Annotated in this window: 20 protein-coding genes, 1 tRNA gene and 1 other RNA gene; 3 read left to right on the top strand and 19 right to left on the bottom strand. The window is 44.6% G+C overall.

Translation table 11 applies throughout. The features are described 5' to 3' along the window. The 7 genes from tnpA to secG form a co-directional block, all read right to left on the bottom strand. Window positions 1-231, bottom strand: a 231-nt coding sequence (gene tnpA / locus BO48_RS05590; protein WP_496366433.1) for an IS200/IS605 family transposase, incomplete at its 3' end; no start/stop codon positions are given. Window positions 232-447: 216 nt separating this feature from the next. Continuing rightward, entirely contained in the window at window positions 448-1,161 is a 714-nt protein-coding gene (locus tag BO48_RS05595) for a hypothetical protein (protein ID WP_496366434.1), read from the bottom strand. Between the two features lie 187 nt (window positions 1,162-1,348). Next, window positions 1,349-1,711, bottom strand: a transfer-messenger RNA (tmRNA) gene (gene ssrA / locus BO48_RS05600). A gap of 92 nt (window positions 1,712-1,803) precedes the next feature. Beyond that, window positions 1,804-2,268 carry an SsrA-binding protein SmpB gene (gene smpB / locus BO48_RS05605; protein ID WP_496366435.1) on the bottom strand — a complete coding sequence of 155 codons (465 nt, stop codon included), beginning with the start codon at window positions 2,266-2,268 and terminating at the stop codon, window positions 1,804-1,806. 6 nt (window positions 2,269-2,274) lie between these two features. Continuing rightward, entirely contained in the window at window positions 2,275-4,554 is a 2,280-nt protein-coding gene (gene rnr, locus BO48_RS05610; protein ID WP_496366436.1) for a ribonuclease R, read from the bottom strand. A 13-nt stretch (window positions 4,555-4,567) separates the two neighbouring features. After that, window positions 4,568-5,317: an alpha/beta hydrolase gene (locus tag BO48_RS05615; protein ID WP_496366437.1), complete on the bottom strand. Its 750-nt coding sequence runs from the start codon at window positions 5,315-5,317 to the stop codon at window positions 4,568-4,570. Between the two features lie 112 nt (window positions 5,318-5,429). Beyond that, a complete protein-coding gene (gene secG, locus BO48_RS05620; RefSeq protein WP_496366438.1) occupies window positions 5,430-5,660 on the bottom strand; it encodes a preprotein translocase subunit SecG in 231 nt (76 codons plus the stop codon). A 257-nt stretch (window positions 5,661-5,917) separates the two neighbouring features. Here secG and BO48_RS05625 point away from each other — a divergent pair, with 257 nt between their 5' ends. Further along, window positions 5,918-6,829 carry a nuclease-related domain-containing protein gene (locus BO48_RS05625; RefSeq protein WP_496366439.1) on the top strand — a complete coding sequence of 304 codons (912 nt, stop codon included), beginning with the start codon at window positions 5,918-5,920 and terminating at the stop codon, window positions 6,827-6,829. A gap of 295 nt (window positions 6,830-7,124) precedes the next feature. On the opposite strand, the gene eno is transcribed toward BO48_RS05625, so the two are convergent. The 10 genes from eno to BO48_RS05675 all read right to left on the bottom strand — a co-directional run bounded on the left by eno (window position 7,125) and on the right by BO48_RS05675 (window position 15,882). Next, a complete protein-coding gene (eno, locus tag BO48_RS05630) occupies window positions 7,125-8,426 on the bottom strand; it encodes a phosphopyruvate hydratase (RefSeq protein ID WP_496366440.1) in 1,302 nt (433 codons plus the stop codon). 80 nt (window positions 8,427-8,506) lie between these two features. Beyond that, window positions 8,507-10,039 (bottom strand): 2,3-bisphosphoglycerate-independent phosphoglycerate mutase, encoded by a 1,533-nt coding sequence (gene gpmI, locus BO48_RS05635; RefSeq protein WP_496366626.1) that lies wholly within the window; start codon window positions 10,037-10,039, stop codon window positions 8,507-8,509. Further along, window positions 10,036-10,788 (bottom strand): triose-phosphate isomerase, encoded by a 753-nt coding sequence (gene tpiA, locus BO48_RS05640; protein ID WP_496366441.1) that lies wholly within the window; start codon window positions 10,786-10,788, stop codon window positions 10,036-10,038. Before tpiA ends, gpmI begins: the two co-directional genes overlap by 4 nt. A 21-nt stretch (window positions 10,789-10,809) precedes the next feature. Beyond that, on the bottom strand, window positions 10,810-11,997 hold the full coding sequence (locus BO48_RS05645; protein ID WP_496366442.1) for a phosphoglycerate kinase: 1,188 nt from the start codon (window positions 11,995-11,997) through the stop codon (window positions 10,810-10,812). 100 nt (window positions 11,998-12,097) lie between these two features. Continuing rightward, window positions 12,098-13,096, bottom strand: coding sequence for a type I glyceraldehyde-3-phosphate dehydrogenase (gene gap, locus BO48_RS05650; RefSeq protein WP_496366443.1), 999 nt, complete (start codon window positions 13,094-13,096; stop codon window positions 12,098-12,100). Between the two features lie 19 nt (window positions 13,097-13,115). Further along, window positions 13,116-14,132, bottom strand: a complete 1,017-nt coding sequence (locus tag BO48_RS05655) for a sugar-binding transcriptional regulator (RefSeq protein ID WP_496366444.1) — start codon at window positions 14,130-14,132, stop codon at window positions 13,116-13,118. 119 nt (window positions 14,133-14,251) lie between these two features. Further along, window positions 14,252-14,521, bottom strand: coding sequence for a glutaredoxin family protein (locus BO48_RS05660; RefSeq protein ID WP_496366445.1), 270 nt, complete (start codon window positions 14,519-14,521; stop codon window positions 14,252-14,254). 1 nt (window position 14,522) lies between these two features. Beyond that, entirely contained in the window at window positions 14,523-14,975 is a 453-nt protein-coding gene (locus BO48_RS05665; protein WP_496366447.1) for a threonine/serine exporter family protein, read from the bottom strand. A 12-nt stretch (window positions 14,976-14,987) separates the two neighbouring features. After that, the gene (locus tag BO48_RS05670) at window positions 14,988-15,788 is read right to left on the bottom strand and encodes a threonine/serine exporter family protein (protein WP_496366448.1); all 801 of its coding nucleotides are present in this window, start codon (window positions 15,786-15,788) and stop codon (window positions 14,988-14,990) included. A 22-nt stretch (window positions 15,789-15,810) separates the two neighbouring features. Continuing rightward, window positions 15,811-15,882: transfer RNA gene (locus BO48_RS05675), tRNA-Arg, on the bottom strand. Window positions 15,883-16,041: 159 nt separating this feature from the next. On the opposite strand from BO48_RS05675, the gene clpP reads away from it, so the two are divergent. Together clpP and BO48_RS05685 are read left to right on the top strand one after the other, a co-directional pair. After that, complete coding sequence (gene clpP / locus BO48_RS05680; RefSeq protein ID WP_496366449.1) at window positions 16,042-16,635, top strand: ATP-dependent Clp endopeptidase proteolytic subunit ClpP; 594 nt, start codon at window positions 16,042-16,044, stop codon at window positions 16,633-16,635. Between the two features lie 99 nt (window positions 16,636-16,734). Beyond that, window positions 16,735-17,649 (top strand): TIGR01777 family oxidoreductase, encoded by a 915-nt coding sequence (locus BO48_RS05685; protein WP_496366450.1) that lies wholly within the window; start codon window positions 16,735-16,737, stop codon window positions 17,647-17,649. Window positions 17,650-17,801: 152 nt separating this feature from the next. On the opposite strand, the gene BO48_RS05690 is transcribed toward BO48_RS05685, so the two are convergent. After that, window positions 17,802-18,608 carry a SurA N-terminal domain-containing protein gene (locus BO48_RS05690; RefSeq protein ID WP_496366451.1) on the bottom strand — a complete coding sequence of 269 codons (807 nt, stop codon included), beginning with the start codon at window positions 18,606-18,608 and terminating at the stop codon, window positions 17,802-17,804. Between the two features lie 167 nt (window positions 18,609-18,775). Further along, window positions 18,776-19,723 (bottom strand): DNA-binding protein WhiA, encoded by a 948-nt coding sequence (whiA, locus tag BO48_RS05695; protein ID WP_496366452.1) that lies wholly within the window; start codon window positions 19,721-19,723, stop codon window positions 18,776-18,778. Window positions 19,724-19,725 lie beyond the last annotated feature (2 nt).

Below are 19,725 nucleotides of genomic sequence, written 5' to 3' on the forward strand. Positions count from 1 at the left end.
AAAACTGGAAACACTCAATTTGGGTGGAATGCTCACCAGCATGTGTATATAATCTGAACAGGCATTCGCTTCATGAATCGTCACACCTTTTCGATCACATAGTTCTCTGATGATCTCTCCTACGCTGCGTTTGTATTTGCCGTATATAATCTGTCTCCGGTACTTCGGGGCAAACACGATATGATACTTACATTTCCATGATGTGTGTGCTAAACTGTTGTTGTCCTTCACTGGGCTGTCCTCCTATGTCTTGTGGAGTGGTCGGGAAACCAACTCCATAGTAGCATAGTCGAGGACCTTTTTTATACCACGCTGGAAGCTCTTTGGAACCCCCCGCATAGCAGGGGGTTTTCAAAACCCATAACAAAAATTCAAGCATTCATGATTTTTACATGAATGCTTGCTTATTATTAAATAACGTCAAGACCTAAAGTTAATGACATTGTCTCAATGGGTGTCAAATTCTTTACGAAATAGATTATCAGTATCTCTAATTATTACTTGCATCTTATCTAAGTCTTTTATTAAAAACTTGTTTAAATCATCATCGAGCATTGTCATAAATTCTTTCATTAATTCATCTAATTTATCAGGAGGGCTTTCTGAATCTATTCCTAAAGTAGGATATGTAGCGAAGTATGTTTCTTTTACTCCTTCTATTATTTCTCTCCCATGATCTAATATCGCTTTAATAGATAACGCCTCATCATCTGAAAATAAAAATTCATTTCTTGATGTATCATTATTCAATTTAAAATGAACTTCATCCATTAAACCGATAAAATGATTTATGTTTATTAATACTCTTCCATTTCTATCTGAATAATATATACTCCTGTACTGTTCTGGATTTTCATTTCCTGCATCAAAAAATTTTTTGTTACTTTTTGAAAAAAGAGCCTCTTCAAAATCATTATAAAAGCTTCTAACATTCTGGAAAACTTCAATAGACCCCTGAAGCTTTTTGATATCAGAGTAAATCTCGCTATAAACTTTATATTTTAAATCAAAACTTGCCTGCTGTTTATATTGTTTGAATTCCAGTTCTTTAATTTTTTTAGCATCTGAACGTCTTAAAAATCCACTGAATAATTCTTTGCCTAACCAAGTTAATAATACTATAAATCCGCCGGAACCCATTAACTCAACAATAGAATCCATATTACGCAATCACCCCTCTGTGCAAATCATAACAGAAAAACTCACTCGCATTGAGTAGTATCTGTATATTTCTTATTTAGGAGTTCCAGTATAGTTTTAACTAAAATAAATGATACATGGTCATTTAGATGTCGGAGCAGCCCAGAATAAAAAGAAAAAGCTCAACCATTAACGGTTGAGCTTTTTTATATGGAGACGGCGGGAGTTGAACCCGCGTCCAGAGACCTTGATACATTTCTTTCTACGTGTGTAGTTCATTTCTCAATTTCGCATGGATGATGGTAATGAACGAACCGTCAAGTCCATGCTAGTCTTATTGGTCTCTTCACAAAGTCTTAAGACTGCAGACTTCGTGCGTACCCTGTTAAAGTTGGATCATCGTCATGGGCCACAGGAAAGCTCATGGGATGATGCAGAGCGCTATTACGCAGCTACTGCGAAATTGTTTTGTTTGCCAGTTATTATAAACTGTGTAGCGTTGATGACGAAGCCGCAACCTCCGACACGCTTAAAATGCCCAAATAGCCCCTGTCGAATCCGGAACGTCCCCGGATTTAAAATAGTCTCGATATTTTCGAGTGAAGTATATTATACCAAGAATAAGACTGTACATCAAGTGGTATAGCTTCTGCAAGCTTTGGCCTATCTCATACGGTCTTTCATCGCGCGGTCCGCTTCCAGTTTCATCTGTTTCCTCTTCGCTGTTTCACGCTTATCAAATTTCTTCTTACCTTTGGCCATGCCTAAAAGCACTTTGCATACCCCGTTTTTAATATACAGCTTAAGAGGAATCAAAGCATTGCCGGTCTCCTGGATGTGGCCCATCATTTTGTTGATCTCTTTTCTATGGAGCAGGAGCTTTCTCGTACGGAGGGGATCATGGTTGAAGCGGTTCCCCTCTTCGTAGGGGGCGATGTGCATATTGTACACATACATCTCACCTCTGTACGTCTTTGCATAGGCATCCACCAGGTTGGCCGATCCCCGCCTGATGGATTTGATTTCAGTGCCTTTAAGCGCAATGCCCGCTTCAATGGTGTCTTCTATTGTATAGTCGTGTCTTGCCTTTCTGTTCTGGGCAAGTGGTTTAGTATGATGTTTTTTCATAAGACATTACTTCTTCCCTTTTCCTTTTTTGGCCACTGATTTATAAAACGGCTTTTTACCTTTTTTCTTGCTCCCGCTCTCCTTGTGGTCTTCCGGCTTCTTCTTCTTGGCTTTAATTTCCACCGGTCTTGAACGTCTTTCGGATTTTTTTCGCTCAGGCATGCCGACTACCTGGAAATCAATGAGACGTTCGTCGACATTGACATCCATCACTTTGATTTCAACCGGGTCCCCGATTCTGAAGACGTTGCCCGTCCGTTCACCGATCAGTGCCATGTGGCGTTCCTGATACTGATAGTGATCATCAGTCATATTGGAAATATGGACGAGACCTTCGATAGTGTTCGGCAGTTCCACGAACATACCGAAATTCATCACACCGGCAATGACGCCTTCATACGTTTCACCGATATACTGCTTCATATATTCCGCTTTCTTCAAATCGTCCGTATCGCGTTCTGCATCGACCGCACGGCGTTCTCTCTCGGACGTGTGCTCAGCTGCATCCGGCAGGAATGCATCCACTTTGCCGATTGTCTTGTCGTCCGTCTTGCCTTCGATCAGATACTTGCGGATGAGCCTGTGGACGATCAAGTCCGGATAACGTCTGATCGGTGATGTGAAGTGAGTATAAAATTCAGTCGACAGGCCGAAGTGTCCCAGACTTTCCGGTGAATATTTCGCCTGCTGCATTGAACGGAGCATCAAAGTACTGATGACCAGTTCTTCCGGTCTGCCTTCGATTTCTTCCAATATATCCTGCAGCGCATGTGGGTGGATTTCATTGCCCTTGCCTTTGACCACAATTCCGAATGTGGAAATAAAGTCAAAGAACTTTCGAAGCTTCTCTTCTTTCGGGTCTTCGTGTATGCGGTAAAGGAACGGCACATCCATCCAGTGGAAATGCTCCGCCACCGTTTCATTGGCAAGCAGCATGAACTCTTCGATAAGCTTTTCACCCTGCCCGCGGTTTCTTAACACGACATCTTCAGGTGTACCGTCTTCACCGACAAGTACCTGCGCCTCTTTGAAGTCGAAGTCCATCGCACCGCGCTTCACTCTTTTATTTCTTAAAATCTGCGCAAGCTCTCCTGCAGCCATAATCATCGGGGACACATCACTGTACTCGGACATCAGTACCTGGTCCTCATCTTCAAGCATACCGTTCACCGCATCGTAAGTCATTCTTCTGTTCGAATTGATGACACTCTGGAAAATTTCATGATTGACCACATGGCCGTCATGATTCACTTCCATTCTGCAGCTCATCGTCAGACGGTCCACTTCAGGATTCAGTGAACAAATACCGTTTGACAGTCTGTGAGGAATCATCGGGATGACCCGGTCAACGAGATACACACTCGTCGCTCGGTCATATGCCTCTTTATCCATCGCTGAGTCTTCAGTGATATAGTAGCTCACGTCCGCAATGCTGACTGTCAGCTCATAGTTGCCGTTATCCAGTTTTTTGACAGCAATCGCATCATCCAGGTCCTTTGCATCTGCGCCGTCAATCGTAACCGTGTTTTCATGACGTAAATCCGTTCTGCCCTGCAGCTCATCTTCCTGGATGGTATCCGGCACAGCTTCTGCCTGATCCAATACTTCCTGAGGAAAGTCGATATTGATGCCATGATTGAAAATGATGGACAGTATATCGACGCCCGGGTCGTTTTTATGCCCTAAAATCTGGGTGACATGCCCCTCCGGATTTGCATTTTCATCTTCCGGATATTTCGTAATTTCGACAAGCACTTTATGGCCGTCGATTGCACCGAGATTCTGCCCTTTTGGAATAAAGAGATCCGTCTTGAAAGTTTTCGAGTCCGGCAATACGAAGCCGAAGGACTTGTTGTCCACATACTCCCCGACCACTCTTGTAATGCCGCGTGTCAGTATGCTCGTAATATTCCCTTCCATATTAGTGCCGGAACTCTCGTTGAACGTTTCAACAAGCACCGTATCTCCGTCGAGCGCCCCGTTAATGCCTGTCGGCGGAATAAAGATATCATCGATATCTTCATCTTCCACCCGCAGGAAGCCGAAGCCTCTCTTATGCATGGACAGTTTTCCTTTGACGAGGTTCGTTTCCGCAACCTTCATATATTTATCTTTTTTCGTGCGGAAAATGATGCCTTCTTCCTCAAGAGCAACCATTACTTTGACCACTTCTTTGAAATCCTCTGAATCATGGGCATCAAACGCATTTATAAAATGGTCAATCGTCACAGGTTTATAATCTTCTTTGTTCATGATTTCCAAAACCATTTCTCTGTAGTTACTCATGAGAATACCTCCATTATATTATCTCTTCTATAAACTCATATAAATCGTTGAATAGTTCGTTTTTGTCTTTATCTATTGTCAGTACGTGTCCGGAGTTTTCATAAAACTTCAATCGTTTTTCTGCTTCCTCTGTGGACACATTGTTATAAATTACATTCGCGGATTCCGGATCGATGACTTCATCCAGAGACCCCTGTGCCGCGTACACCGGCACAAATATATCTTCGAGTGACTGTTCTGCCTTGTTTATGATGGCGTTGATGTCTTCAAGCGTATCATCAGCGTCGTCAAGACTGGCATTGATTTCGTCATCAATCGTCTGACGGTCTTTATTTTCAAAACGCTTTTTGAAATTGGCTGCATACGTCGTATAGCTTTTCAATAACTCTTTTTTTGATTTTATAAACATCGGGCTGCAGATTGTTGCAGTGCCAATGACGTCCCGGTCGTGGGTGAGCAGCAGTCCGAGTGCGCCGCCGATGGATACACCGGCTGTGAAAATTTTGTCATATCCTTCCGATTTCAGGAAGTCGTATGCTTCTGTGACCTGGCGGTACCAGACATGCGGGGAGGACTTTAAAATGGTTTCGGGCGCCTCTGCGTGGCCCTGGTAGTTGAATGAATATGAGGTGATGCCTTTTTTCTGCAGGAAACGACCCAACTGTCTGACGTCCGATGTATTTCCAGTAAATCCGTGAAGGAGAAGGACAGCGTAGTCCGAGTGCTCATTAAAATAAAATTCACCTGGCATTTTTACGTTCATCGTCAACATTCCTTTTGTGTGTTACTTCAATTGTACGTTAAAAATTCGTCAAACAAAAGAAAAAGAAAACCCTGGCTATTGAGGGTTTTCTTTTCAGTCATTTTCATTAAATTTAGCTCACATATGTGAGTAAAAGCATAATTAAGAAAAATAGTACGGATAGAATCACAGTCGTTCTGTGTAATACAAGATCCATTCCGCGTGCCTTCTGTTTACCGAATAATTGCTCTGCCCCGCCACTGATTGCACCCGAAAGGCCGGCGCTTTTTCCTGACTGAAGCAATACCACTGCAATTAAAGATATACAAACGATTATCAACACAACTATTAAAACTGTTTGCATGTGGTAGTCCCTCCAATAAATATTAACATTAGAAAGCATACCAAAAGTGTTGCTGTAATGCAAGCCGGGTTTGATTTGTCCAAATGGCAGATTTCGTGTTTTGGCGGAGTGTTTTGTGCAGTTTCTGGATTTTTGTCAAGGCGGTTTTTGGGTTTTTGGAGTGGGGAGGGTGCAGTTATTGAATTGTTGCGATTTGACAACAATTTCGGGCAATTTTAAAGTTGGCATATGTTTTATTTCATTATAAGGGGATGGTTGTGATATTGAGATATAAGCCGTTGAAACTGAAGCAGCTGGAAATTTTGAAATGCCGTGCCGCAGTGGCTGAAGATGAAGTGAATGAGCTGGGTCATTTGAAGCTTGGCTGGGAAGGGGAAGGTGAGCTGGACCGGTTGATTGATGAGAGGATTGAGGGACGGGATTGTGTTCATCTGAAAGATTACCGGTTTTCTGTGAGTGAGGCTGGTGGTGACAGCCGCAAAATTTCGATGAGTTCGAGTGAGGTGCAGATTGATAATATATTGATTGCCGGCGACCGGGTGTTCACTTTTGAAGTGAAGAAGTTCAATTTTGATCTGGTGTATTCAGATACTGTATGGACTTTTACCGGCGGAGATAAATTTAAAAATCTGATGCAGCAGGTATCACGGCATAACGATGCTTTCCGCTACCTGCTTCGGCAGTCCGGTCATGGGGCTGACTTTGAAGTCTACAGCTGTCTGGTCTTTATTAATCCAAAACAGACAATTTATAATTTGCCTTACGGGAAAAATATACTGACTTACAGCGGGGTCGAGAAGTTTTTGGACCGGATTGTGCGGGATAACCATTATTCTTATGACCGGCTGCTGGAATTTTTGAAGTCGCGCCGTCTGACGAAATCCATGTATGACGGCAAGGCGAATGTCGATCTGGAGTCACTTCGTGGCGGCGTTTATTGTGAGAATTGTCATGTGGGGCTGGAGCGTGTGAACCGTAATAAATACAACTGCGTGAAGTGTAATGAAAATTTCGACTTGCTGACCGTTACCCGGCGGTTAATTAATGAGTTGAAGATGTTGAATGAAGATTGGAAGCTGGATTCTTCTATTATAGCCAAGTACAGTGGCCATCAGATTTCCAGTTCGTATATAAGACGGCAAAAACAACGTGGAAATATTGATTATTGATTTAAAGTAGTATCGAAGCGCTATATGTGGTGAATATTTGACAACTTATAGCGTCACGATCTCTGCTGCGCTATATCTCATGAGTCTGACTGCAACTTATAGCGTGACAACCTCTGTTGCGCTATATCTCATGAGTCTGACTGCAACTTATAGCGTGACAACCTCTGCTGCGCTATATTTCATATGGTGGACTGATACTTATAGCGCAGATTTTTAAATTTCATTGCAAAATAATCTTAACCACACCAAAAACCCCGCTTCACAAGAAGCGGGGTCCTCACACTAATACAATCTCCTAAACTTCATCCAGGTTAAAGAATGAGTTAAGTCCTTCGTATTTAGCTGTTTCAAATAATTCGTCCTCGATGCGCAGCAGCTGGTTGTATTTCGCAACACGGTCTGTACGGGATGGTGCACCTGTCTTGATCTGACCGGCGTTCACCGCCACTGCGATGTCTGCGATGGTTGTATCTTCCGTCTCGCCTGAACGGTGGGAGATTACGGAAGTATAACCTGCACGTTCAGCCATCTCAATCGCTTCGAAAGTTTCAGTCAGTGTACCGATCTGGTTCACTTTGATCAGGATTGAGTTGCCGACGCCTTCTTCGATGCCTCGCGCAAGTTTTTCAGTGTTCGTAACGAACAAGTCGTCACCGACAAGCTGGACGCGGTCGCCGAGGCGGTCCGTGAGTAACTTGTGGCCTTCCCAGTCGTTCTCATCCAAGCCGTCTTCGATTGAGATGATTGGATATTTGTCGACCATTTCTGCATACCACTCCACCATTTCTGCAGCAGTGAATGTCTTACCTTCACCCGCTAATTCATAAACGCCTTTTTCAGCATTATAGAATTCTGATGATGCAGAGTCCATCGCCAGACGAATTTCCGTCCCAGGCTCGTATCCTGCTTTTTCAATTGCTTCAATGATCGTAGACAGTGCCTCTTCATTGGAACCGAGGTTCGGAGCAAATCCGCCTTCGTCACCGACTGCAGTGTTCAGACCTTTTTCGCTCAGCACTTTTTTCAGGTTATGGAAAATTTCAGCGCCCATGCGCAAGCCTTCTTTAAAACTTTCCGCACCAACCGGCATGATCATGAATTCCTGAATGTCGACGTTGTTGTCAGCATGCTCGCCGCCGTTGATGATGTTCATCATCGGTACCGGAAGCTGAACTGCATTGAATCCGCCCAAATATTTATAAAGAGGTTGTCCAAGGAAATCTGCAGCTGCTTTAGCCACTGCCATAGATACACCCAGTATTGCATTCGCACCTAATTTCGCTTTGTTTTCAGTGCCGTCAAGTGCGCACATCATTTTATCGATGGATACCTGCTCCAGTACACTGAATTCTCCTTCGATAAGTTCAGCAGCAATTTCTTCATTGACGTTTTCCACCGCTTTTTCTACACCTTTACCTAAGTAGCGTGTATCGTCCCCGTCACGCAGTTCAACCGCTTCATATTCACCAGTTGACGCTCCGGACGGTACAAGGGCGCGGCCAAACGCACCGCTTTCAGTCAATACTTCCACTTCAACCGTAGGGTTCCCGCGGGAATCGATTACTTCACGTGCATAAACATCAATAATTAATGGCATATCAATATCTCCTTAAATTGTATTTGTCTATTTTATTATGTGTGAAACAAAAATTAATTTCAATGAAAATAAAAACCTATTTACTTTTGCAATAAACTCTTACCGGTCATTTCTTCCGGCTGTTTAATACCCATCAAGTCGAGGAGCGTTGGTGCGATGTCGGCCAGTATGCCGCCGCTTCTTACTTCAACGCCTTCTTTAGTGACAATGATCGGCACCGGGTTCGTCGTATGCGCCGTCATCGGCTTGCCTTCAGGTGTCGTCACCTCGTCGGAGTTGCCGTGGTCAGCCGTGATAATTGCATGACCGCCCTGCGCGATGATTTCATCGACAATCGGTCCGAGGCATTCATCGACCGCTTCGATCGCTTTGACCGTCGGTTCAAGTTTACCACTGTGTCCGACCATGTCCGGATTCGCAAAATTTAAAATGATCAGGTCAAGATCTTTCTTTTCGAGTTCCGCCAGACACTCATCACGGACTTCATACGCACTCATTTCAGGCTGCAGATCATACGTCGCCACTTTGGGAGAATCCACCAGCGCACGGCGTTCACCTTCAAATTCACTGTGCCGTCCGCCGCTCATGAAATAGGTGACGTGCGGATATTTTTCAGTTTCTGCGATTCGCAGCTGTTTGCCGCCCGCATCCCCCACGACTTCCCCGATTGTGTTGACGATGTCTTTCTTTTCAAAGACGATTTCAGCGATGACATCATCACTGTATTTCGTAAATGTCACGAACTTCAGCCCGCTGTATTTGCGGTCCATTTCAAAGCCCATGAAATCTTCATTTGTATATACTTCGGACAGCTGTGCGGCACGGTCTGGACGGAAGTTATAAAATATGACTGCATCATCATTTTTGATGCCCGTCCCTTCCTTGTCCTCATAACCTTTAACAACGAACGGTACGACGAATTCATCGTAAACTCCCTCATCATAGCTCGCCTGTACACCTTCCGCTGCACTGTCAAATACAGGGCCGCGGCCGTTTGAAATCGCATGGTATGCCGGTTCTCCGCGGTCCCAGCGTTTATCACGGTCCATGGCGTAATAACGGCCGGACACTGATGCGAATTCACCGATGCCGATTTCTTTAAAGCGGCGCTCGCTTTCTTCAATGAAGCCGAGTGCAGAACTCTGGCCGACATCACGGCCGTCAAGGAATGCATGAACATATACACGTTTCAGCCCCTGCTTCTTCGCCATTTCCAACAGTGCAAATAAATGCTCATAATGCGAATGGACGCCGCCGTCACTGAGTAGCCCCATGACATGGAGCTCGCTGTCATTACCCTCGACATGCTTCATCGTATCAAGCAGCACTGCGTTATCAAAGAAGTCACCGTCTTCAATCGACTTGTTGATGCGTGTCAGGCTTTGATACACGATGCGGCCGGCACCGATATTCAAGTGGCCGACCTCCGAATTCCCCATCTGTCCTTCCGGCAACCCGACATCCATGCCGGCCGCCGACAGTTCGTTGTGGGGATACTGATTGAAATAACGGTCGAAGTTCGGTTTATTCGCCGCTTTTACCGCATTGCCCTTCTCTTCATCACGGTTGGCAAACCCATCCAAAATGATTAAAGCTGTCGGTTTGGTCATTATTTAGCACCTTCCAGCAGTTCGAGGAAAGAATCCGCTTCAAGAGACGCACCGCCGACAAGTGCACCGTCGATGTGCTCACGCTCCATATACTCCTTGATGTTTGCCGGTTTTACAGAGCCGCCGTACTGGACGCGGACTTTATTTGCGACATCGTCACTGTATAATGAAGCAATCTTTTTACGGACAGCGCCGCACATTTCGTTTGCATCATCGCTTGTCGCAGATTTTCCTGTGCCGATCGCCCAGATCGGTTCATATGCGATGACCACTTTTTCAGCATCTGCAGCAGATACTTCAAGCAGCGCCTTTTCTACCTGGTTTTCAACACGTTCAATATGTTTGCCTTCTTCACGTTCAGCGTCAGTTTCGCCGACGCAGACAATCGGTACAATGTTGTTTTTCAAAGTGGTAAGGGTCTTTTTATTTACCGTTTCATCTGTTTCGTTAAAATGTTCACGGCGTTCAGAGTGGCCGATGATGATATAGTCCACACCGAGGTCCTGAAGCATTGTAACAGAAACTTCGCCTGTAAATGCACCGCTGTCTTCCTCGTGTGCGTTTTCAGCACCGATGCCGACGTTCAGGTCTTTCGCTTTCTCAACTAATGACGGCAGGTGGATGAATGGTGCACAGATTGCACTTTCCACTTCGTCTTTAGCCGGCAGATTTTTTAAGCTGTCAAGAAATTGTTCCCCTTCGGAAATCGTTTTGTTCATCTTCCAGTTTCCTGCGATAAATGGTGTTCTCATAATTTTCCTCCTAAAGTTTCATTACTTATTGTTGATTGCTGCAAGTCCCGGCAGTTCTTTGCCCTCTAAATATTCAAGGGAAGCGCCGCCGCCTGTTGAAATGTGGGAGAAGTCGTCTTCATACCCAAGATCGAACGCAGCTGCAGCCGAGTCGCCGCCGCCGATGATTGTGATGGCATCCTCCAGTCCGGCAAGTGCTTTACATACACCGATGGTGCCCTGTGCGAAGTTTTCAAATTCAAATACGCCCATGGGACCGTTCCATACGACGGTTTTTGCATCTTTCAGATGGCTTTCAAACGCTTTGACAGTATCCGGTCCGATATCGAGCCCCATCATGTCGCGGGGAATGTCGTCCACTGATACTGTTTTATGTGCAGCATCTTTATCAAATTTCTCTGCCACGATGGCATCTTCAGGCAGGACGATTTTGTCTTTTCCTTTTTCAAGCAGTGATTTCGCAAGTTCCACTTTGTCCTCTTCAAGAAGTGAAGTGCCGATTTCCTTGCCCTGTGCCTTGAAGAAGGTGTAGGCCATACCGCCGCCTATCAGCACTTTATCCGCTTTTTCAAGCAGGTTTTCAATAACGCCAATCTTATCCGATACTTTTGCGCCGCCCAAAATTGCGACAAACGGCTTTTTAGGCGCATCGACCGCACCGCCGATAAAGTCAATTTCCTTTTGCATCAGGTAACCGGATACGGTTTCAACATTTTCTGCGATGCCGACGTTCGATGCGTGCGAGCGGTGTGCAGTACCGAAAGCGTCGTTGACGAAGACGTCGCCGAGCCTTGCCCAGTACTTGCCGAGGTCCGCATCATTTCCGGACTCCTTCTTACCGTCTATATCTTCAAAACGGGTATTTTCGAACAATAGAATTTCACCGTCTTTTAACTCATCGATTGCCGACTCCAGCTCAGTGCCTCTCGTTTCCGGCACAAATAAAACTGTCTGGTCGAGCAATTCGCCGAGCTTATCGGAAACAGGCTTCAAAGTTTTATCTTTCTTGTCTTCTTCTGTTTTCACTTTGCCGAGGTGTGAGAATAAAATGACCCGGCCGCCTTGTTCCAATACATACTTGATTGTAGGAAGCGCCTGCACGATCCGATTATCATTCGTCACTGTACCGTCTTCCATCGGTACGTTCAAATCGGCTCTCAGGAGCACTTTCTGGCCTTTTAATTCAATATCTTCAACAGTTTTCTTCATGACTTGCCTCCTAAAATATTCATTGTCTTTATTATACCCAATTTAGCTTCACATAAAAAATAAAAAACGGGTGGAATATCCACCCGCCAGGTTAAGTTTATTATTGTGTTACCAAATGATTTAAAGTACGGACAAGCTGGGCAGTATAGGACATTTCATTATCATACCATGCAACGGCTCTTACCAATTGTTTGCCGTCCACTTCAAGTACACGCGTCTGAGTCGCGTCAAACAGTGAACCTTCTTTAATACCGATGATGTCTGCAGATACAATCTGATCTTCGTTATAGCCGAATGAAGGGTTGACTGCATTCTTCATCGCATTGTTCACATCTTCAACTGAAACATTTTTATCCAATGTTACAGTCACTTCAGTGAGTGAACCTGTTGCGACCGGCACACGCTGTGCACCACCGTCAAGTTTGCCTTCAAGTTCAGGAAGAACAAGACCGATCGCTTTAGCTGCACCAGTAGAGTTTGGTACGATGTTTTCTGCTGCTGCGCGCGCACGGCGGTAGTCGCCTTTTGCATGCGGCGCATCCAATGTGTTCTGGTCGCCGGTATAAGCGTGAATTGTTGTCATCAGACCTTTTTTGATGCCGAACTCGTCATTCAATACTTTAACAACCGGTGCCAGACAGTTCGTTGTACATGATGCTGCAGAAACAACTTCTTCAGAACCGTCCAGCGTATTTTCATTTACACCGTATACGATTGTTTTCATATCGCCTTTACCCGGTGCAGAGATCAATACTTTTTTAGCGCCTGCATCAAGGTGTTTTCTCGCATCCTGTTCTTCAGTGAAGAAACCTGTACATTCAAGTACGATATCTATATTTAAATCGCCCCAAGGCAGGTTGGAAGGATCTTTCTCAGTGAATGATTTTACTTCCTGACCGTTGATTTTAAAGCCGTTTTCCAATACTTCGATATCGCCTTCAAAGCGGCCCTGAGTCGAATCATATTTGAATAAGTGTGCTAAAAAGTCGTCATCTGTCAAATCGTTTACTGCGACGACTTCCATGTCATCATAATTTTGAATCTCTCTTGCTGCAAGTCTTCCTATTCTTCCAAATCCATTAATTGCTACTCTAACCATTAAAATGGCCTCCTTAGTTTTATCCTAATAAATGTTGTGCGACCGCTTCATCAATAAATAAGATTGTGTTTTGCGGCGCTAATTTCAAATACGCTTTTACTGCTTCTTTTTTACTGTCTCCGCCTGCAACTGCAAAGATGGACTCTTTATTTTCGAGGTCTTCCAGCTGCAGTCCAATGGTTTTCACCTTATGGACCATATTCCCTTCAGCATCAAAATAAAAACCGAAAGTTTCTCCGACTGCATTTTCCGCGCCCAGTTTCGACATCACTTCCTCAGTGACATTTCTGCGGCGGGCCATCTGCAGTGCATCTCCGATGCCATGGATGGCCATCGATGAACGATTGTTCAGATCGATGATTTCTTTGACCATCGGTTCTTCTTTCAATGATTCAAGTGATGCTTTACTGATGCTGTCCGGTGCATAAAGCATCCGGTGTTCTCCGGAAGTCGCTTCCGCCAGGTGGCTCACTATCGAGTTCGCCTGGAATGCAACATCTTCACCGAGACCGCCCCTTGCAGGGACGAACAGCAGATTGTCATGCTTCGGTCTTAAAAATTTGCTGACCGATGCCATCGTGGAACCGCCTGCGACTGAAACAACCGCACCCTTGAACAGGTTTTCCATCAGTTCCTCTGCCATCAATCTCGTCAACTCTTCTTTAACCATCGCATTTTGATCGGCATCACCTCTGACAACAAATATATCTTTTAGCGGATATTGCTGTTTCAGCTTTTCTGCCAGGTCATTCCGGCTCTCAATCAATGTCAGGAATGGTTCAACTTCCTTTAATGCTGCCCTGCCAATTTCTGAGATGGAAATGCCTTTCGCGTCGACTTTTATCAAGTTCAGTTGTGAAAGTTCTTCAACTTCTCTGCGCAAAACTCTTTCTGTCATCCCCAGTTGTCTGGCCAGTGATCTTCTGCCGATTGGTTGTTCCGTTTCAATACAACTCAGTATATCCAGGCGTTTAAGCATGTGGGATAAAATATCAGGTACGATACTTTTCTGGATGTCAATCAATCTCTGCCACATTCATTCAACCACCTTTCATCATAGCGAGACGTTTTACGTCCCACCAGGGACAAAAAAATTACATTATTAATATATCAGAAATATATGTAACAATGCAATTAATTTAATCAATTCATAAATCAATTCATATTATGTTTACCCTTATTCGCTTTTAAATAATCATAGATCTGGACGAAATCGAGGACGCCTTCCTGGATGACAGTTGAGTCGTGCTTCAATACCGGAACCCTCACCATGTATTCTTCCTGCAGTGCATCATCTTCATCAATATTTACTTTATTGATTTTAACATTCATTTCCCTGAGCTCCGACAGTGCGATTTTTATTTGAAGAATGCCTTCATCACACAATGCACAACGGTCTCTCGTATAATAATCTAAAACTAACACCTTATTCACCTGTCTTTAATTTAGTTAATGCCGTATTCACCAATGAGTAGAGCATTTCTGATGTAATGATGCCGAGTGCGATTGCACTGGCTATAAGCGCCGCTTCTATACCGAATGAAAATGCCAGCTGATAATCTTCCAGAACGACATTGCGCATCGCCTGGTAGGCTTTACCGCCCGGAACGAGCGGGATGATGCCGCATGTAATGAATATGACAATCGGCATCTTCATATATCTTGAACTGAAAATAGATACTGCAGTGAGAACTATGCCGCCGGCAAAGCTCGCCAATATCTGGTTGACTTCAAAACTGCTCAATATATAGTAGACAATCCAGCCTGCTGCGCCTGTCAGACCGCATTGGAGCAGTGCCCTTCTCGGCGCATTGAACAGTATCCCGAAACCCATGGAGGCAAAGAAGCTTAAGATGAACTGATAGAGTAACGTTAACATGGCGCCGCCTCCTTAAATGAGCATGAATATCAGTGCCACACCTGCACCTATCGCGAAGGCTGTGAGCATCGCTTCCGTCCCTTTCATCACGCCTGCAAGCAAGTGTCCGCGGATCATCTCCCGTATGGCGTTGGTGATCAGCACACCGGGAACGAGCGGCATGACTGCTGCGATGATAATTAAATCCATATTTAAACCGGGACCATACTGAACGTAGAAAAATGATGTGACAGCGATAAAGAATGACGCGAAGAACTCCGTGAAGAATTTGACTCTTGTAAAACGTAAAATACTTTCCATTATAAAGACGCCGAGCGCACCGCCGAATGTTGCTGCAGGCAGATCTGCAAGTGAGCCGTTAAATAACAGCAGGAACATGAAAGCGGTCATGCCGCCGCACAGGACCATCAGCCAAAAAGGAAAGACCAGTGCATCATGTATTTTTTCTATTCTTTTAATCGCCGACTTTATCGGCATGCCCTGGGCGATATCCCGGGATAAGTTGTTGATGACATCGACCATGCCAAGGTCATTTGCCCGCTCTTCAATGCGCACGGTCTGTGTCAGTGAATGTTCGTTCATCGAAAATATAATGACGGTAGGTGTGACGAAAACCTGAGGATTGCTGATGCCGTATGTATTTGAGATGCGCATCATGGTATCTTCGATGCGGTAAGTTTCAGCACCGCTTTCCAATAATAATTTTCCGCAGTTAATAGCGACGAAAAAAACATCGCGCACGTAACCTTCTTTGAGATTATCATTCGGCTCCTCAATGATTTCAATATCATTCAGCATATCATCACCTGCCACATTATTAATGGTAAATAAAAAACGCCCCCAAAGAGAATCGAACTCCTATCTTAAGAACCGGAATCTTACGTGTTATCCATTACACCATGGGGGCATACTTATACATTGTAACCTAAATGCGGTGATTAAAACATCATAATTGTATCAAATATTTATGACAATTTAAAGTTGGTTTTAATCCTTTGACCTTGTTTGACTAATGTGATATAACTAAAACAGTAGCAAATTACAGATATATATGGAGGTTAGAACTATGAATTTAATACCTACAGTGATTGAACAGACAAATCGCGGTGAAAGAGCTTATGACATTTATAGTAGACTATTAAAAGATAGAATCATAATGATCGGCAGCGGCATCGATGATAATGTTGCCAACTCGGTAGTGAGTCAGCTTTTATTCCTGCAGGCACAAGACCCTGAGAAAGATATTTATCTTTATATCAACTCCCCGGGCGGCAGTGTTACAGCTGGAATGGCTATTTATGATACAATCCAGCACATCAAGCCGGATGTTCAGACAATCTGTGTCGGCATGGCTGCTTCAATGGGATCATTCCTTCTTGCAGCAGGAGCAAAAGGCAAACGCTTTGCATTGCCGAATGCCGAAGTGATGATTCACCAGCCGCTGGGCGGCGCACAAGGTCAGGCAACTGAAATTGAAATTGCTGCCAAGCACATCTTAAGAACACGCGAAAAACTGAACAAGATTCTGGCAGAAAGAACCGGCCAGCCACTTGAAAAAATCGAAAAAGATACTGATCGTGATAACTTTATGACTGCTGCGGAAGCACAGGAATACGGTCTGATCGACGAAGTGATGGAACCGGAAAAAGTTCAAAAATAATTTTTGAAGCAGTGCTATATGTCAAAAAGGCATATAGCACTTTTATTTTTGCCATTTTTGGGTAAAGAATATAAAGGAATATAAGGAGGCCCTCCATTAATGAATATATTGATTACCGGCGGAACAGGCTTAGTCGGTGCCCGTTTAACAGAAGTTTTAGTCGAGGAACGCAATCACGTATATATTTTAAGCCGCAGCGAACATTCAGACGATCACCCTTTTATACATTATATAAAATACGATCCGGATGACATCAATAATTTGAGCTGGGCAGATGCGCTGCCCGTCAATATAGATGCGGTCTACAACTTTGCCGGTGCTTCCCTGCAGAAAATGTGGACGGACAGCCATAAGGAAGAAATAATGGACTCCAGAATCAATACGACAAGGCTGCTTCATAGCTGGGTACGAAACAGCGAAATAAAGCCCGGCGTTCTGATTAACGCAAGCGCCGTCGGATATTATCCGACCAGCGAACATGTCAGCTTCACAGAAGAGAATGAATTCCAGCCGTCGAACTATCTCGCAAAAGTCGTGAGTGTATGGGAAAAGGAAGCACTCAAATTTGAAGAATTCGGGACAAGAGTCGTTCTCGGACGCTTCGGACTCGTACTGGATAAAGATGAAGGCGTGCTGCCGATGATGGCACTGCCGTTCAAGTTCGGGGCCGGCGGGAACATCGGCACCGGACAGCAGTATTACAGCTGGATTCACCTGGAAGACCTGATTAATTCCCTCCTGTATGTACTTGCTGTCGATGAGATTGACGGGCCGGTCAATATGACCGCCCCCGTTCCGCTCAGACAGGAACAATTCGCAAAATATCTGGGCATGGCGCTCGGCAAGCCGACAATCGTCAAGACCCCGGGGTTTTTATTCAAAACGGTACTTGGCGACCAGTCCATTCTGATTATCAGAGGACAGAAAGTCATCCCTGAAAAACTGCTTGCGAACGAATTCAAATTCAACTACCCGACACTCGATGTCGCCCTCGATGAAATTTACGGCGAATGATAATAAAAATCCGCTGACAACTTTAAGATTGTCAGCGGATTTTTATTTGGTGAATGAGTGATGGGACGAAGTGGTCCAAAAAGCATATTTCATGCCACTCACAACTCACTCATAAAGTTTTCAATTCATTCATTAAAGTGATTGCCCGTCAATTACAGATTCACAGTCACGTCGGCATCCTGACGAAGTTCATCTGCAAGACCCTGTGCCGCTTCTGCCTCTTTTTCTCTGACAAGCTGTTCTTCAATCTGGGGTTTTACATCTTCGAATGCCGGCGGTTCAGTCTCTTCGCCTTCACCTTCGCTTTGAGCTTCTTCACGTGCTGCGATCTGCTCATCGTAGACTTTCTGAAGTTCTTCATCTGTCGGCTCGATATCGCCGGCCTCTTCAGAAATTAACGCTTCGACTTTGACTTGTTTTTCAAGCTCGGCTCTGATTTCATCTTCTGACATGCCGCTCTCTTCCATCGCTGCGAAGAAATCATCTTCAGATTCCATGCCGTTCGCTTCTGTAATCTCACTGATCATCGCATCGACATCTTCCTCTGAAGCACTCATGTCACGGTTTTCCGCTTCTTGTACAAGCAGTCTTTCAGAAACCAGTCCTTCAGCAATCTGCTGCTTCAGCTCATCTTCGTTCACTTCCTCGCCGGTCATCTCCTGCATCATTGAAGCCTGCTGGAACTGGCCGGTATACACTTGCTCAAATTCTTCCTTAGTGATTTCCTCACCATTTATCTCAGCAACAACGTCAGGGACGTCTTCAAGGTCCGGTTCAGGCATTTCAGGCGTTTCGCCGCCTTCAGCAGATTGACCTTCAGATGCTTGGCCTTCTTCAGCAGTCTGAGATTCACCATTTTCTGCACCGTCGCCGTTTTCACCTTCTGCGGACTCGTCTCCACATGCAGATACTGCAAGCATCGTGGCCGCGAGTGATATCATCGTTAACCATTTTTTCATATCGTAAATTACCTCCATGTCGTTATAATCCGTCATTCTACTCTTGTAAAATACAAATTTCAATTTAAAGCCGGCTCAAACTATAGACTTTTTTTCAATGTTTGGCCATTTAGTGACAAATAAAACCCGGCAAGTTTGCGCTCACCGGGAATGATTGAATGCGGTCATCAAAATTCCATCACTTCTCCGCTCTTTATTTTTTCTGCGATGGTGTCGAGTTTTCTCAGGCGATGGTTGACGCCGGACTTCGAAATTGCGCCGGTCGACAGCATCTCACCAAGCTCTTTCAAAGAGACGTCCTGATGCTCGATACGGAGTCTTGCGATTTCCTGAAGTCTTTCAGGCAATTCGCTGATGCCGATCTCATCATCGATCAGCTGAATATTTTCAACCTGCCGCATCGCTGCGCCGACGGTTTTATTCAAATTGGCCGTTTCGCAGTTGACCAGCCTGTTGACGGAGTTTCTCATATCCCGGACGATGCGGACATCCTCAAATTTCAAGAGCGCCTGGTAACCACCGATCAGACTTAAAAATTCAGCGATTTTCTCTGCACCTTTCAAATAAGTGATATACCCTCCGCGCTTACGCTCAATATACTTCGCATTGAGTTCATAACCGTTCATCAGCTCTGTCAGCACTCTTGCATGATCCTCATACAATGATGCGATTTCCAGGTGATAGGCAGACGTTTCCGGATTGTTCACCGAGCCGCCCGCTAAAAATGCACCGCGCAAATAGCTGCGTATACAGCACTCTTTACTTTTAATCTCTTCATTGATGGCGTTTGTGATGATGCCGTCCTTGATGATATTGAGATCTGTAAGCATTTTATGTGCATCTTTCTTCACTCTGCTTATATAGACATTGTTCTTTTTCAGCTTCATCTTTCTTCGTACGAGAAGTTCGATATCAACGCCGTACAGATTTTTTATCAAAGAGAAGATTCTTCGGGCGATCGCCGCATTTTCAGTTTGAACGCTGATCACCCACTCGCCGTTAAAAAAGCTTAATGCCCCGTTCATCTTTATGAGTGCGGACAATTCACTCTTTTGACAGCATGTATCGACGTCCACACGCGTAAGTTCATTTTTCATATCTGATGCAAAAGACATTT

This window comes from Lacicoccus kunmingensis DSM 17847, from assembly GCF_059568765.1.